Raw genomic sequence first — 14,657 nt, 5'->3', positions numbered from 1 at the left:
GGGGGCCTTGCGCCGGCTCGGCGGCAAGGCGGTGCCGCGAGTGTCGAAGGCACTCAGGCCGGGACCGGGCGCACCCAAGGCCCGCCCGGCGGCCTCGCCCGCCCCCCTGGGGCGCGTCGTCTACTTCCCCAGTTGCGCCACGCGCATGTTCGGCGCGCCGCAGACCGGGCACGGCCTGCTGGCGACGCCCGACGCCATGGTGGCGCTGCTCGCCCGCGCCGGCTTCGAGCCGGTGGTACCCGAGCATCTCGAGGGCCAGTGCTGCGGCCAGCCCTTCCTGTCCAAGGGCTTCCCCGAGGAGGCAAAGCGCGTCGGCGCCCGGCTCGACGCCGAGCTCGAGCGGCTCTCGGCCGCGGGCGCGCTGCCCATCGTCACCGACGCCTCGACCTGCGCCAAGCACATGCGCGCCGGCGACGGGCCCGTCGTCTCCGACAGCGCCGACTTCCTCCTTGCCGAGATCCTGCCGCGCCTCACCGTCACGCGGCGGCTGCCGGTGGTCGCGGTGCACCACAACTGCTCGGCGCAGCACCTCAAGGAACAGGCGGCGGTCGAGACGCTGGCAAGCGCCTGCGCCGGGCGAATCGCCGTGCTCTCCTCCATCACCTGCTGCGGCTATGCCGGCGACAAGGGCCTGTTCGTGCCCGAACTCAACGCCCACGCCACCCGCTTCGCGCAGTCGGACATCCCGCCCGATTGCGAGCTCGGCGTCTCCACCGTCGCCACCTGCGCCACCGGCCTGTCCGAGCGTGCGGGCATTCCCTTCGTCTCGCTCGCGAGCCTGCTGGAACTGGCGAGCCGGCCGGTCGCGGCGGATTGACGGGCCCATGACCCGCGTCACCATCGCCGGCCTCGGCCGGCGCGGCGAGGGCATCGCCGAAGTCGACGGCCGCCGCGTCTTCGTGCCGTTCACCGTCCCCGGCGACGTTGCCGACATCGCCGTGGAGGGCGAGCGGGCGACGCTCGTGTCGCTGCTCGCCTCCGGGCCCGGCCGCGTCGCCCCGTCCTGCGGCTATTTCGGGGTCTGCGGGGGCTGCGCCCTGCAGCATCTGGCGCCCGCCGCCTATGCCGCCTTCAAGCGCGACCTCGTCGCCGAGGCGCTGCGCCAGGCCGGGATCGAGGCGGCGATCGCCACCTTGGTCGACGCCCGCGGCGACGGCCGCCGCCGGACGACGCTGCACGCCCGCCGCGAAGGGGCGGGTTACATGCGCGCCCGCAGCCACGAACTGCTGGCGATCGAGGCCTGCCCCATCCTCGTGCCGGCGCTGCAAGCGGCGGCCCCGCGCCTCGCCCGGGCGCTGCACGCCGCCGTGGGCGACAGCGATGTCGCGGTGACCGCGACCGCCACCGGGCTCGACGTCGCCGTCGCCACCGGGCGCAAACTCGGCCCCGGCCGGTTGCTGCCGCTGGCACAGCGCCTCGGCGTCGCGCGGCTGTCGCTCGACGGGGAATTGGTGCTGGAAACGCACGCCCCCGCGCTGCGCATGGGCAAGGCCCTGGTCGAACTTCCGCCCGCCAGCTTTCTGCAGGCCACCGCGGCGGCCGAGGAAACCCTCGCCGCCCTCGTCATCGCCGGGCTCGGCAAGGCCAGGAGCGTCGCCGACCTGTTCTGCGGCGTCGGGCCCTTTGCGCTGCGCGTCGCCGAAAGCGCCAGGGTGTTTGCCGCCGACAGCGACCGCGCCGCCATCGCCGCGCTCGCCAGGGCGGTGCGCTTCACCCGCGGCTTGAAGCCGGTCACCGCCATCGCCCGCGACCTGTTCCGCGACCCCCTGGCCCCGGTGGAGCTTGACTCCTATGACGCCATAGTGTTCGACCCGCCGCGCGCCGGGGCCGAGGCACAGGCGCGCGAGATCGCCCGCAGCAAGGTGAAGACGGTGGTCGCCGTGTCCTGCGAGCCACGCAGCTTCGCCCGCGACGCCGCCCTCCTGCTGGCCGGGGGCTACCGGCTCGCCGAGGTCACCCCGGTCGACCAGTTCGTCTATTCGCCGCACGTGGAACTGGTGGGAGTGTTCAGGCGCTGAAGGGACGAGGGAAACCATGACCACCTACCCCTATCGCCCCGCGACCACCCACGCCGAACTGGGCGAAGGCTTTTTCGACGTCGTCGAGCCGGCGCGGTTCCCCGCCCACATCCTGCGCTACCGCAACCAGCGCGCTGCCGCCCGGATCGGGCTCGACGGGCTCACCGACGCGCAGTGGGTCGCCCATTTCGGCCGCTTCGAGCCGCTCCCGGGCAGCTTCGACAAGCCGCTGGCGCTGCGCTACCACGGCCACCAGTTCCAGGCCTACAACCCGGACCTCGGCGATGGCCGCGGCTTCCTGTTCGCCCAGATCGAGGATCTCGGCGATGGGCGCCTGCTCGATCTCGGCACCAAGGGCTCAGGGCGCACCCCGTGGTCGCGCGGCGCCGACGGGCGCCTCACTCTCAAGGGCGGCGTGCGCGAGGTGCTGGCCACGGCGATGCTGGAGGCGCTGGGCGTCAATACCTCCAAGACCCTGTCGCTCATCGAGACGGGCGAGGAGCTCGAGCGCAGCGACGAGCCCTCCCCCACCCGTTCCTCCGTCCTGGTCCGGCTCAGCCACGGCCATATCCGCATCGGCACCTTCCAGCGCCTTGCCTTCTTCCGCGATACCGCGCGGCTCGGCCGGCTGCTCGACCACGCCGTGCGCACCTACATGCCCGATCTGTGGCAGGCGAACGACCCGGGGCGCGCCGCCCGCTTCATGGCCGCCGTGGCCGAGCGCGTGGCGGTGACCGGGGCGCAGTGGAGCGCCGCCGGCTTCGTGCACGGCGTGCTCAACACCGACAACATCAACATCACCGGCGAGAGTTTCGACTACGGGCCCTGGCGGTTCCTGCCCGTCTACGATCCCGGCTTCACCGCCGCCTATTTCGACCGCACGGGGCTCTATGCCTTCGGGCGGCAGCCCGACAGCCTCGCCTGGAACCTCACCCGGCTGGCCGAGTGCCTGCTGCCATTGGGCGAGCACGCCGAGATCGAGGCGGCGCTCAACCGCTTCTGGCCGGCCTTCCGGCAGGCGATGCAGGCGGCGATCCTCGCGCGCCTCGGCCTCGCCTCCCGCGGCGAGGCAGCCGATGCCGAACTGGTCGAGGCGGTGTTCACGTTCCTCAATGCCAGCCGGGCGCCCTTCGAGCAGTTCTTCTTCGATTGGCGCGGCGGCGCCCTCAGCGCCGGGCGCGCCGCCCGCAGCCCCGCGGCGGCGCACTACGCCGGCGCCGCCTTCGCCCCGCTGAGGTCCCTGCTCGCGGCCTGCAAGCCCGCCGCGAACGCCAATCTCGGCCACCCCTATTTCACCCGGGCCACGCCGCGCACCATGCTGATCGAGGAGGTGGAAGCGCTGTGGGCGCCGATCGCCGAACGCGACGACTGGACCGCCTTCGCGACGGCGCTGGGCGAGATCGAGCAGATGCGTGCGGCCTATTCGGCGAGTGCCAGCGGCTGAGCTCCGGCGAAGTCGTCGCGCCGTTCGGGCAGCCGGCGGTAGAAGGCCAGCAGTTGCGGCTCGACGGCGGCGGCCATGAGCCCGCAGCTGGCCACCAGCGCCCCGGCGTCGCGGCCGTCGCGGAGGGCGGCCAGGAGCTGGCCGTGCTCGACCTGCAGGGCCCGGAAGGCGGCGCTTGCCGCCAGGTCCGCGTCGCCGACGAGGATATGGATCGGGGCGCGCCCGCTCTTGCCCTTGAGCTGCATGGAGCCGGCCTCGAGCATAGCGAAATCGGCCGCCTCCGCCGCCGTCGCCGCAGCGACGACGATGTCGTAGGCCACCTGCTTGCAGGCACCCTCGAGGCGCGCGGCGGTGTTGACGGTGTCGCCCAGCGCCGAATAGTCGAAGCGCGTCTCCAGCCCCATATTCCCGACCAGCGCCTCGCCGGTGGCGATGCCGATGCCGATGCCGATCTCCTCGACGCCGGCGCCGGCGCCGTGGAGGCCGAAAGCGTCCTCGGCATTGAGCCGGCGCAGCGTGGCGCGCATGTCGAGCGCGGCGCGGCAGGCGCGGCGGGCGTGGTCGGCGACGTCGACCGGGGCATTCCAGAAGGCCATGATGGCGTCGCCCACGAATTTGTCGATGGTGCCCAGTTGCGCGGTGACGCTGGCCCCGAGCGCGCCGAACAAAGTGTTGAGGATGGCGAGCAGGCGCTGCGGCTCCAGCCGTTCGGAGAGCGGGGTGAAGCCGCGCATGTCGGCGAACATCACGCTCAGCTGCCGCGTTTCCCCGCCCAGCCTGAGCCGCGCGCCGTTGCGCTCGATCTGGGCAAGCAGCGCCGGCGCCACGTAGTAGCCGAAGGCGCGGCGGATCCGGCGCCTGTCCTGGTCGGTGCGCAGGAAGCGCAGGAACACCAGCGCCGCATAGACCAAGGCCAGCCCGACCAGCGGGAAGCTCGGGTCGACCAGTACCCCTGCCGTCGAGAACATCAGCCACGAATAGAGCCCCGTGCCGGCGAGGGCGGCGGCGCCGAGGAGCAGCCCGGCAAGGGGGCCGAGCCCGAGCACGGCGACGACCAGCCCCGCGCCCAGCACCAGGAAGAAGACGATCTCGAGCCCGGCGACCCAGTCGGTGCGGGTGAGGAAGCGGCCCGACAGCATCTGCTCGAGCGCCTGGGCGTGGATGGAGACGCCGGGGACATTGTCGCCCAGCGTCGTAGTGTGGATGTCGAGCAGGCCGCTGGCCGAGGCGCCGATGAAGACGACGTGGCCGGCAATGGCGGCGGCATGCTGCTGGTAGCCGGGGCCCAGGAGGTCCCGCGCGGCGACGTACTGGCCCGCATCCGGCCGGCGATAGTAAAGCCACAACTCGCCGGCCGGGGTCGTGGGGATGGTGATGCTGCCCACCCGCACCGCCTCGACACCCCCGCCGCCACCGGTCTCGGCCATGACCACGATCGTGCTCACGCCCAGGGCCAGCCGCAGCGCCTCGAGCGACAGGGTGGGGAAATACTGCTTGCCGTCCGTCCACAGCAGCGGCACGCGGCGCACGGTGGCGACGCTGTCGGCGGCCGCGAGGCTGAGGCTGCCCAAGCCGCTGGCGGCGGCGCCGAGCACCGGCAGCGGTACCACCGCCCCCTGCAGCTGCGGCACCGCCTGGATGGGATTGCCGCCGCTGACGGCGAAGCCGGATTTCGCCGCCGCGGGCAGGCTGCGGCTATAGGGCGAATCGGCGAAGCCCAGCGCCACCGGCGCCCGGCCGAGCGCGGCCGCCAGCATCTGGTCGGTATCGGGCAGTGCCGCGGCGTCGGCGAGGCCCGGGAAACCCTGGGCCAGGCGCCGCGGCGACAGCCGGTCGGGCTCGGGCAACAGCACGTCGACGGCGATCGCCGCCGCGCCCATTTCGGCCAGCCGGTCGATGAGCACCGCCAGCCGGTCGCGCGGCCATGGCCACTGCCCCACGTCGCGCAGCGACGCCTCGTCGATGTCGACGATGCGGATGGGGAAATCCGCGGCGGCCCGCGGCTGCTGGCGCTGGTAGAAATCGAAGGCGATGTCGCGCAGCGCCTGCACCGGATAGGGATCGGCGGCCCGCAGCAGCACCAGCCCCAGCACCAGGCCGAAGCCGAAGAGCGTCGGGACGAGGCGCCGGTTCAGCATGTGCGCAGTGATAGCCGATGGCCCCAACCGGCACCAGCGCCGCTCAGGGCGGCCCGGTATCAGGACCCGGCGTCTGCGGCAGCGGTGCCGATTCGCCCGGCTCGGAGAGCGACGTGCCCACAGGCGGCGGCGGCGGCCTGAGGCAGGTCTCGGCGGCCGCGATGCGGAAGCGGGCGAGCAGCGGGCGCTGGCTGGCAGCATAGATGAACAGCTGCCTGAGGCGGGCGCGGTCGGCGCTCGACAGGCGGTTGGCCGGGCCGACGAGAATGGCGTCGGCGGCGGAGAACTGGCCGACGTCGCAGCGCGCCTCGGTCACGACGCAATCGTCCTGCGGATTGCAGCCGATGATCGCGCCCTCATGCACGAGCGCGAAGCTCCACTGCTCGGTGACGAACAGGTCGAACGCCGTGCCGCGCACGCCGATGGTGGCAGTGGGGGTCTTGATCGTGTAGCGGTCCTTGGGCGCGCTGCCGGTGACGAAGCGGAACGTACCGGCCAGCGCCGTGAGCGCGAGCCGGCCCGCCGAGCCGTCCTGGCGCAGCAGATAGTCCTCGATGAGCAGCGCCGAGCCGGGGCCGACGACCAGTTCGGTACTATCGTCGAACAGGATCTGCACCTGCCCGCTGGGGCCGGTGACGACGCGGTCGCCGATGAACACGTCGGCGCCGACCACCAGCCGCTGCACGCCGGAGGCGCGTTGCGCCTCCGCGGCCGGATCGACGCCGAGTGCCTTGCCCGAGCCAGCCAGCGCCGGGGCACCGGCGGCAGCCAGGGCGGCAAGGAGCAGCACACCGGTGAACATCGCGCGCATGTCACAGCCCTCGTGCGCCGGCGGGTCCGATCCGGCGCGCGCCCGCATAGTGACCCGCGGCCGCGCGCCCGGCAAGGCCCCGCGCCACGGCGCGCCGCCGACAGCGTCGGATCGCACAGCCATTCTGAACGCCGGCTGAACAAGCCCGCAGGCTCGCGGCGGGCAGCGAAAAGACTCCGCTTGAACCGGCGGCTGCGGCTTGCCAGCATGCAAGGGGGGAGTCTTGGGCCGGCCGGCGAGGGTGCCGTGGCCCGCTCAGGTTGGCCGCGCCGCGGCCGGGGCTCGAGGAAGCGTTCCCATGGTGGTGCTGTTTTTCGTCCTGTTGGTCGGGCTTGAGGTCAAGCACTACGTCGCCGACTATTTCCTGCAGCCCGCCTGGATGCTCGGCGGCAAGGGCGATTTCCGCCATCCCGGCGGCTACGTGCACGCCGCGGTGCACGTCGTGCTGTCGGGCGTCGTGCTGCTCGTCGCGGCAACGCCGCTTCCGACCCTGGCGCTGCTGCTCGCGGCCGAGTACGTCATCCACTACGCCCTCGATTTTTCCAAGATCCACTATTCGCGCGGCGTGCACGTCGACACCAATCCGCGCCGTTTCTGGGCGCTGCATGGCGTCGACCAGCTGACCCACCAGCTGACCTACGCGGTCATGATCTTCGTGGTGCTGCAGGCCAAGCAGCTGCTGTAGCCGCTATTTCGCTTTGCCGGACTTGCCGGGCCGGGGCGGCTCGGGCTTCTGCACCAATTGTGCCAGGATGGCGTCCACCAGGTCGAGGTCCTCGCGCTTGCCCGCCGCCTGCTGCTGCAGGTCGACGAGGTAGGACGTCGTGTAGTAGAGGCGCCGTGCCAGCAGCGTCGCGACGTAGATGGCAATTTCCGGCCGGCTCTGGAAGAAGCCGATGGCGTCCTCGATGACATAGGCCCTGACCGTCGACAGCGCCTTGACGGTGGCGCTGTAGGGCATGTCGAGCAGCACGCTCATTTCCCCGAAGAGCGAACCCGGCTCGTCGATATAGCTGACCTGCGTCTCCTTGCGCAGCACTTCGACCTGGCCGTCGATGAGCACGAACAGCCGTCCCTCGGTGCCGCCCTCCTCGATCAGCAGCGTGCCGGGCTGGAAGGTGCGTGCCTCCCGTCCTTCGCAGTAGTCGAGAATATCCGCCATGAAGCCCTCGCCTCGTTGCGCCGCCGGACAATGCGACAGATGCGGCCGCTTCGTCAAACCGCGATGGCGCCGCCCGGGGGCCGCCGCAGCGGCCCCGGCCTCGGTCAGTGGTTGTCGCGCGGTATGCCCGCGGTCTGCGCCAGCTTCTGGTAGTTGACCGCCGGCTTCAGCACCATGCCCGCGCCCAGCTGGTCGACGAGGCCGCGCTGGATCTCCTGCCACGGCGTCTGGTGGGCGGGATAGTGATAGCCCCCCGCCGCGGCCAGCGCCGCGCGCCGGCGCCCGATCTCGTCGTCGGAGATGAGGATGTCGGCGGTGCCCTTGTCGAGGTCGATGCGCACGCGGTCGCCGGTCTCGAGGATGGCGAGGTTGCCGCCGGCCGCCGCCTCCGGCGAAGCATTGAGGATCGAGGGCGACCCCGAGGTCCCCGACTGGCGGCCGTCGCCGATGCAGGGCAGCGAGTGGATGCCCTGCTTGATGAGATAGGCCGGGGGCCGCATGTTGACCACCTCGGCGGCGCCGGGATAGCCGATCGGGCCGGTGCCGCGCATGAACAGCAGCGTGTGCTCGTCGATCGCCAGCGCCGGATCGTCGATGCGCCTGTGGTAGTCCTCGGGCCCGTCGAACACCACCGCCCGGCCCTCGAAGGCATTGGGGCTCCGGGGGTCTGACAGGTAGCGGTCGCGGAACTCCTGGCTGATGACGCTGGTCTTCATGACGGCGTTGTCGAACAGGTTGCCGCGCAGCACCAGGAAGCCGGCCTCCTGCTTGAGCGGGTTGTCGAAATGCCGGATCACCTTGTCGTCCTGGACGGTGGTGGCGCGGCAGTTCTCGCCGATGGTCTTGCCATTGACGGTGGGGGCGTTCTCGCGGATCAGCCCGTGCTGCATGAGTTCGTTGACCACCGCCGGCACGCCCCCGGCATGGTAGTAGTCTTCGCCCAGGTATTCGCCGGCCGGCTGCAGGTTGACCAAGAGCGGCACCTTGTGCCCGTAGGTCTGCCAGTCGTCGATGTCGAGCTCGACGCCGATATGGCGGGCGATGGCGTTGATGTGGATGGGGGCGTTGGTGGAGCCGCCGATGGCGGAGTTGACGACGATGGCGTTGAGGAAATTGTCGCGCGTCAGGATGTCGGACGGCTTGAGGTCCTCGTGCACCATCTCGACGATGCGCCTGCCCGTCCGGTACGAGATTTCCTGGCGGTCGCGATACGGCGCCGGGATCGCCGCGGAACCGGGCAGCTGCATGCCGAGCGCCTCGGCCAGCGAATTCATGGTCGTGGCCGTGCCCATGGTGTTGCAGTAGCCGGTCGAGGGCGCCGAGGAGGCGACGAGGTCGATGAACTGCTCGTAGCCGATCTCGCCGGCCGCCATCATCTCGCGCGCCTTCCACACGATGGTGCCCGAGCCGGTGCGCGCACCGCGGTGGTAGCCGTTGAGCATCGGGCCGACCGAGAGCGCGATGGCGGGGATGTTGACCGTCGCCGCCGCCATCAGGCAGGCCGGCGTGGTCTTGTCGCAGCCGATGGTGAGCACGACGCCGTCGAGGGGGTAGCCGTACAGCACCTCGACGAGGCCGAGATAGGCGAGGTTGCGGTCGAGGGCGGCGGTCGGGCGCTTGCCGGTCTCCTGGATCGGGTGCACCGGGAACTCGATGGCGATGCCGCCGGCCTCGCGGATGCCTTCGCGCACGCGCTCGGCCAGCACCAAATGGTGGCGGTTGCACGGGCTGAGGTCGGACCCGGTCTGGGCGATGCCGATGATCGGCTTGCCCGATTGCAGCTCCTCGCGGGAGATGCCGAAATTGAGATAGCGCTCGAGATAGAGCGCGGTCATGTCGGGATTGTCCGGATTATCGAACCAGGCCCGCGAACGCAGTTTCGGGGCGGCGCCATGCGCGTCGGTCCCGTTCGCCGAACTCATCGTCTTCTCCTCATCAGGCGATTCAGGGTGCAGCATCCATAGACCCAATCGGCGCCGATGTTTAGGTCTTTGGTATTAGCCGGCCCGGCTGCTCCCGCCGTCCGCCGCCCGGCCGGTACTGGCGCGCGGCACGAGCCGGAGCGGCGACAGCACGACGCGCTCGGGTACGCTGTCTTGGTCGAGCCGGCGGCGCAGCATCTGCCCGGCGGTGAAACCGATCTGGTAGCTGGACACGTGCACCGTGGTCAGCGGCACGTGCAGCTGGCTGGAGAACTCGAGATCGCCGTAGCCGGCCAGCGCGAGCTCGCCGGGCACGTCGACGCCCAGCTGTCGCGCCCTGAGCATGGCGCCCACGGCGAGGACGTCGCTGCCGAAGAAGATCGCGTCGCACCCCGGCAACTCGCGGCGGGCCCGCCCCAGGGCCGCCATGCCTTCTCCGATGCTCGGCCGGCCGCCGACGGGCAGCACGCAGGCGAGGGCGCCGCCATGCGCCGCCAGCCCCTCCCGGAACCCGTCGAGCCGCTGCAGCCCGGCCTCGCTGACGCCCCCGGCATAGGCGATGCGGCGGAAGCCGAGCTGCGCGAAATGCGCGCCCATCAGGCGCCCGCCCTCGGCGTGGGCGAGGCCCACCAGCATGTCGACCGGATCGGGCCGGTAGTCCCACGTTTCCATCACCGGGATGGCGAGGCCGCGCAGCTGCGCCCGGACGCGCTCCGACTTGACCGTGCCGGTGAACATCACCGCCGCCGGGCGGTACGGCAGCACCTGCTCGAGGAGGTCCTGCTGGCCGAGGCCGGCATGGCCGGCCGGCGCCATCATCAGGCGGTAGCGCGTGCCCTCGAAGGCGTCGGCGCAGCCCTGGATGAGATTGGCGAGGTGCTGGTCCTGCAGGTTGGAGACGAAGAGCGAGACGATGGCCGATCGCCCCGAGCGCAGCATCGAGGCCAGGCCGTTGACGACGTAGCCGGTCTTGACGACGGCATCGGTAACCTTCTGGCGGGTTTCCTCCTTGACCTTCTGCGGCGTGCTGAGGGCGCGCGACACCGTGATTGGCGAAACGCCGGCCACACGGGCCACATCTTCTACGCGAACAGTTCCGGAGGATCGTCGGGGCGAATTCTCATCTTTCAAATATTCCTCCCCAATACGCGAAATGCAGTCTATCCGAGTTATATACAGTTATCCGGCGTGCGCAATTCATGCAGAACGGTCATTCGATTACCGGAAAAGCGGTTTTCCACTTGCTGCTGCGATGTTGAACGCCGGCGGCGCCAGTCGCAGCGGGCGGCGCGGTGTGTTTGCTGCCGCCGCGGGCACCGCCCGGGAGGGCGGCCGGGAGGGCGGCGTCCCTGCCGACTACCGTGCCGGCTCCGAATCGGCTTATGGCACGGACGCCAGCCTCATCCCCGACGGTGGCATAACCCTGTCCGAGCAGGCTCGGCGGACGTGCCGGCGCGTTGCCGGCGCCGGCCTGCGTCAGTCAATCCAGGAGGACTCCTCGTGACCATCACCCGCTTCGAGCCCGGAAAGCGCCTTGCCGCAGCCGTCCGCCACAACGACACCCTGTACATCGCCGGCCAGGTGGCCGACACCGCCACCGGCTCGATCGAGGTACAGACCCGCGAGGTACTGGCCACCATCGACGCGCTGCTCGCCAAGGCCGGCACCGACAAGAGCAAGCTGCTGTCGCTGACCATCTACCTCGCCAACATGGCCGATTTCGCCGCCATGAACAGCGTCTATGACACCTGGGTCGACAAGGCCAACGTTCCCGCCCGCGCCACGGTCGAGGCGCGCCTGGCCGATCCCAACCTCAGGGTCGAGATCCTCGGCGTCGCCGCCATCTGACGGCCGGCGCGCGGGAGCCCCGGCTTCCGCGCGCTGTGTTCCCCGATCAGGCCCTCAGCGCCGCCGCCTGGCGGATGGCGGCCAGCATCGCCTGCGCCGGCAGCGTCAGTTCCGCCCCGGTGCGGGTGGTGATGCCCACCGGCCCCAGCGTGGCGCCGGCATCGACCGGCAGGCTGCGCAGCACGCCGGTCGCGAGGTCGCGGGCCACGACGCCGCGCGAGATGATCCAGACGGCGTCGCCGAGCAGCACGTAGCTGCGTCCCAGCGAATTGGAGACCGTCTCGATCTCGAAGGCGAAGCGCCCAACCCCGGCAGCCAGCAGCAGGGCGTCGACTTCCGGGCGGATGATGGCGCGGCGCGGCGGCAACAGCACCTCGAAATCCGCCATCGCCCGGAGGTCGAGCCGGCCGGCCTCGGCGAGCGGGTGGCCGGGCCGCACCACGAAGGCCAGTTCCTCCGAATAGAGATGCTCGAAGGACAGCCCCTGCATCGCCTCCGGGCTGGCCATGCGGCCGGCGACGAAGCTGATGGCGGCGGTGCGCAGCAATTCCAGCAGGTACTGGCTGGGGCCGCTTTCGACCAGCGTCCGGCAGGCGAGCGGGGAGGCGGCGAAACGCTTGAGCGCCAGCGGCACGATCCCCGCCGCCACCGTCGGCAGCGCCCCGAACGCGACCATGCCGGTCCCGGCCAGCGCCTCGGCGACGGAATCGGCGCCCTGGCGCAGCGTGGCGAGGCCGGCGGTGGCGAAGCGCAGGAACATCTCGCCATGGGCGGTGAGCGCCAGCGCCCGGCGGCTGCGGTCGAACAGGGCCACGCCGAGGATGGCTTCGAGTTCGGCGATGGCCTTGGAGACCGCCGGCTGGCTCATGCCCAGCGCCGAACCGGCCCGCGCCACGCCGCCGCGCCGCGTCACCTCGACGAAGCAGGTGAGGTGCCTTAGCTTGATGCGCGGGTCGAGCAGGCTGGCCAATTCATCACCTGTGGTTATCCGTTGGCCCACAACTATCATTTTACCCCGGCGGCGGCACCGGGCTATGTGGACGCAGCGGCATCCTGCTGCCACATGCGGTTATCAATGAAAGCCCAGCCATGGCCGAGTTCCTGAGCCTCGCGGAGGCGGTGCGGCGCACGCTCCGCGACGGCGACACCGTTGCCTTCGAGGGGTTCACCCACCTCATCCCGCACGCCGCCGCGCACGAGACCATCCGCCAGGGGATCAAGGACCTGGCCCTGATCCGCATGACCCCCGACATCATCTATGACCAGATGATCGGCATGGGGCTGGCGAGGAAGGTGGTCTTTTCCTACGCCGGCAACCCCGGCGTCGGGCTGCTGCGCCGCATGCGCGATGCCATCGAGAACGCCTATCCGCGCGCGATCGACACCGTCGAACATTCGCATTCGGCCATGGCCCAGGCCTACGAGGCTGGCGCCGCCGGCCTGCCGCTCGCCGTGTTTCGCGGCTACAAGGGCGCCGACCTGCCCAAGGTCAATCCCGATATCCGGTTCGTCACCTGCCCGTTCACCGGGGAGCAACTGGCCGCCGTCCCGGCGCACCGGCCGGACGTCACCGTCATCCACGCGCAGAAGGCCAGCCGCAAGGGCGACGTGCTGATCGAGGGCATCATCGGCGTGCAGAAGGAGGCGGCGCTGGCGGCGAAGCGCGTGCTGGTGACGGTCGAGGAAGTGGTCCCCGATTTCCGCGGCCTGCATCCCAACCTCTGCATCCTGCCGCACTGGACCATCGACGCCATCGCCGTGGTGCCGGGGGGCGCCCACCCCTCCTACACGCACGGCTACTACGCGCGCGACAACAAGGCCTATCTCGAGTGGGACGGGATTTCGGCCGACCGCGAGGCGTTCGCCGCCTGGATGCGCGACAACGTGCTCACCGTCGGGCCCGAAATCTTCGCCGAGCGCGTAAAGGGACTGTGACATGGCCGATTTCACCGCCACCGAAATGATGACCATCGCCGCGGCGCGCGCGCTCACCAGCAAGGACGTGTGCTTCGTCGGCATCGGCGCGCCCTCGGCGGCGTGCAACGTCGCCCGCCTCACGCACGCACCCGACATCACGCTGATCTACGAATCGGGCACCATCGGCACCGCGCCCGAGGTGCTGCCGCTCTCCATCGGCGACGGCGAACTGTGCGAGACGGCGCTGACGACCGTCTCGGTGCCCGAGATGTTCCGCTACTGGCTGATGGGCGGCCGCATCTCCATCGGCTTCCTGGGCGCGGCCCAGCTCGACAAATACGGCAACATCAACACCACGGTGATCGGCGACTACCGCCATCCCAAAGTGCGCCTGCCCGGCGGCGGCGGCGCCCCCGAGATCGCCACGTCCTGCGGCGAGATCTACATCACGCTGAAGCAGGCGAAGCGCTCGATGGTGGACAAGATCGACTTCTTCACCTCGTTCGGCCATGGCGAGGGCGGCGACCACCGCCAGCGGCTCGGCATCACCACCAAGGGGCCGACGCTGCTCATCACCGACCTCGCCCTCTGGAAGCCCGATCCGGTGAGCAAGGAGTTTACCGTCGTCTCGCTCCACCCCGGCGTCACCCGCGACATGGTGCAGGACAGCTGCGGCTGGCGCGTGAGCTACGCCGAGCGGCTCGAGCAAACGCCGGCCCCCACCGCGCTCGAGCTAGAGACCCTGCGCGACCTGCAGGCCCGCACCGCCGCGGCCCACGGGGGCGCGAGGTGACCCGACTGCCAGCCTGCCCCACCCGAGGAGTCCGCAGTCGGCGCCTTCTCCCATGATGGGAGAAGGTGGCCGAAGGCCGGATCAGTGTGGGGCGACGATGATCGCGAGGACACCATGACCGAAGCCTATATCTGCGCCTATGTGCGCACCCCCATCGGCCGCTTCGGCGGGGCGTTGTCGGGCGTACGCGCCGACGACCTCGGCGCCACCCCGCTGAGGGCGCTGGTCGAGCGCCATCCCGGCCTCGACTGGGAGGCCGCCGACGACGTCGTCTTTGGCTGCGCCAACCAGGCCGGCGAGGACAACCGCAACGTCGCCCGCATGAGCCTGCTGCTCGCCGGGCTGCCGGCGTCCGTCTCCGGCACCACCATCAACCGGCTGTGCGGCTCGGGCATGGACGCCGTGCTCACCGCCGCCCGCACCATCAAGGCGGGCGAGGCCGACCTCGTCGTCGCCGGCGGCGTCGAATCGATGAGCCGGGCGCCCTTCGTCCTGCCCAAGGCCGAGACCGCCTTCTCGCGCCACGCCGAGATCCACGACACCACCATCGGCTGGCGCTTCGTCAACCCGCTGCTCAAGGCCCAGTACGGCGTCGATTCGATGC

Annotated in this window: 14 protein-coding genes; 8 read left to right on the top strand and 6 right to left on the bottom strand. The window is 70.8% G+C overall.

Annotated elements, in window-relative coordinates:
- The 3 genes from VGD93_RS16450 to VGD93_RS16440 form a co-directional block, all read left to right on the top strand.
- A partial coding sequence (locus tag VGD93_RS16450) for a (Fe-S)-binding protein (RefSeq protein WP_395013250.1) occupies positions 1-817 on the top strand: 817 nt, incomplete at its 5' end.
- Between the two features lie 7 nt (positions 818-824).
- Positions 825-2,018, top strand: coding sequence for a class I SAM-dependent RNA methyltransferase (locus VGD93_RS16445; RefSeq protein ID WP_395013249.1), 1,194 nt, complete (start codon positions 825-827; stop codon positions 2,016-2,018).
- Positions 2,019-2,034: 16 nt separating this feature from the next.
- Entirely contained in the window at positions 2,035-3,462 is a 1,428-nt protein-coding gene (locus tag VGD93_RS16440; RefSeq protein ID WP_395013248.1) for a protein adenylyltransferase SelO, read from the top strand.
- On the opposite strand, the gene VGD93_RS16435 is transcribed toward VGD93_RS16440, so the two are convergent.
- Together VGD93_RS16435 and VGD93_RS16430 are read right to left on the bottom strand one after the other, a co-directional pair.
- Positions 3,438-5,600, bottom strand: a complete 2,163-nt coding sequence (locus VGD93_RS16435; protein ID WP_395013247.1) for a CHASE2 domain-containing protein — start codon at positions 5,598-5,600, stop codon at positions 3,438-3,440. The two genes, VGD93_RS16440 and VGD93_RS16435, sit on opposite strands and share 25 nt — an antisense overlap.
- Before the next feature lie 43 nt (positions 5,601-5,643).
- Positions 5,644-6,411 (bottom strand): FecR family protein, encoded by a 768-nt coding sequence (locus VGD93_RS16430; RefSeq protein ID WP_395013246.1) that lies wholly within the window; start codon positions 6,409-6,411, stop codon positions 5,644-5,646.
- Positions 6,412-6,709: 298 nt separating this feature from the next.
- Between VGD93_RS16430 and VGD93_RS16425 the strand changes: the two genes are divergently transcribed.
- Complete coding sequence (locus tag VGD93_RS16425; RefSeq protein ID WP_395013245.1) at positions 6,710-7,096, top strand: DUF3307 domain-containing protein; 387 nt, start codon at positions 6,710-6,712, stop codon at positions 7,094-7,096.
- 3 nt (positions 7,097-7,099) lie between these two features.
- Here the strand turns inward: VGD93_RS16425 and VGD93_RS16420 are convergent, their stop codons facing one another.
- The 3 genes from VGD93_RS16420 to VGD93_RS16410 form a co-directional block, all read right to left on the bottom strand.
- A complete protein-coding gene (locus tag VGD93_RS16420; protein WP_395013244.1) occupies positions 7,100-7,573 on the bottom strand; it encodes a Crp/Fnr family transcriptional regulator in 474 nt (157 codons plus the stop codon).
- Positions 7,574-7,677: 104 nt separating this feature from the next.
- Positions 7,678-9,495, bottom strand: a complete 1,818-nt coding sequence (locus VGD93_RS16415) for an IlvD/Edd family dehydratase (RefSeq protein WP_395013243.1) — start codon at positions 9,493-9,495, stop codon at positions 7,678-7,680.
- Between the two features lie 75 nt (positions 9,496-9,570).
- The gene (locus VGD93_RS16410; protein ID WP_395013242.1) at positions 9,571-10,572 is read right to left on the bottom strand and encodes a LacI family DNA-binding transcriptional regulator; all 1,002 of its coding nucleotides are present in this window, start codon (positions 10,570-10,572) and stop codon (positions 9,571-9,573) included.
- 423 nt (positions 10,573-10,995) lie between these two features.
- On the opposite strand from VGD93_RS16410, the gene VGD93_RS16405 reads away from it, so the two are divergent.
- Positions 10,996-11,343, top strand: coding sequence for a RidA family protein (locus VGD93_RS16405; protein WP_395013241.1), 348 nt, complete (start codon positions 10,996-10,998; stop codon positions 11,341-11,343).
- A gap of 46 nt (positions 11,344-11,389) precedes the next feature.
- Here VGD93_RS16405 and pcaQ read toward each other — a convergent pair whose 3' ends face one another.
- Positions 11,390-12,313 carry a pca operon transcription factor PcaQ gene (pcaQ, locus tag VGD93_RS16400; RefSeq protein ID WP_395013240.1) on the bottom strand — a complete coding sequence of 308 codons (924 nt, stop codon included), beginning with the start codon at positions 12,311-12,313 and terminating at the stop codon, positions 11,390-11,392.
- Positions 12,314-12,432: 119 nt separating this feature from the next.
- Here pcaQ and VGD93_RS16395 point away from each other — a divergent pair, with 119 nt between their 5' ends.
- The 3 genes from VGD93_RS16395 to VGD93_RS16385 all read left to right on the top strand — a co-directional run.
- Positions 12,433-13,278, top strand: coding sequence for a CoA transferase subunit A (locus VGD93_RS16395; protein ID WP_395013239.1), 846 nt, complete (start codon positions 12,433-12,435; stop codon positions 13,276-13,278).
- Position 13,279: 1 nt separating this feature from the next.
- The gene (locus VGD93_RS16390; RefSeq protein WP_395013238.1) at positions 13,280-14,053 is read left to right on the top strand and encodes a CoA-transferase subunit beta; all 774 of its coding nucleotides are present in this window, start codon (positions 13,280-13,282) and stop codon (positions 14,051-14,053) included.
- A gap of 114 nt (positions 14,054-14,167) precedes the next feature.
- The coding region (locus VGD93_RS16385; protein ID WP_395013237.1) for a beta-ketoacyl synthase N-terminal-like domain-containing protein at positions 14,168-14,657 on the top strand (490 nt) is incomplete at its 3' end.

The organism is Devosia sp., from assembly GCF_036406155.1.
Lineage (GTDB): Bacteria > Pseudomonadota > Alphaproteobacteria > Rhizobiales > Devosiaceae > Devosia_A.
The sequence above is the reverse complement of the archived record's forward strand: the minus strand, read 5'-3'. Positions and strand labels throughout refer to the sequence as shown.

Bases quoted from the DNA above. Each gene is read 5' to 3' on its own strand.
- VGD93_RS16420 (WP_395013244.1), bottom strand. From the start codon at position 7,573: ATGGCGGATATTCTCGACTACTGCGAAGGACGGGAGGCACGCACCTTC.
- VGD93_RS16390 (WP_395013238.1), top strand. From the start codon at position 13,280: ATGGCCGATTTCACCGCCACCGAAATGATGACCATCGCCGCGGCGCGC.
- VGD93_RS16430 (WP_395013246.1), bottom strand. From the start codon at position 6,411: ATGCGCGCGATGTTCACCGGTGTGCTGCTCCTTGCCGCCCTGGCTGCC.
- VGD93_RS16445 (WP_395013249.1), top strand. From the start codon at position 825: ATGACCCGCGTCACCATCGCCGGCCTCGGCCGGCGCGGCGAGGGCATC.
- VGD93_RS16415 (WP_395013243.1), bottom strand. From the start codon at position 9,495: ATGAGTTCGGCGAACGGGACCGACGCGCATGGCGCCGCCCCGAAACTG.
- VGD93_RS16440 (WP_395013248.1), top strand. From the start codon at position 2,035: ATGACCACCTACCCCTATCGCCCCGCGACCACCCACGCCGAACTGGGC.
- VGD93_RS16435 (WP_395013247.1), bottom strand. From the start codon at position 5,600: ATGCTGAACCGGCGCCTCGTCCCGACGCTCTTCGGCTTCGGCCTGGTG.
- VGD93_RS16425 (WP_395013245.1), top strand. From the start codon at position 6,710: ATGGTGGTGCTGTTTTTCGTCCTGTTGGTCGGGCTTGAGGTCAAGCAC.
- VGD93_RS16395 (WP_395013239.1), top strand. From the start codon at position 12,433: ATGGCCGAGTTCCTGAGCCTCGCGGAGGCGGTGCGGCGCACGCTCCGC.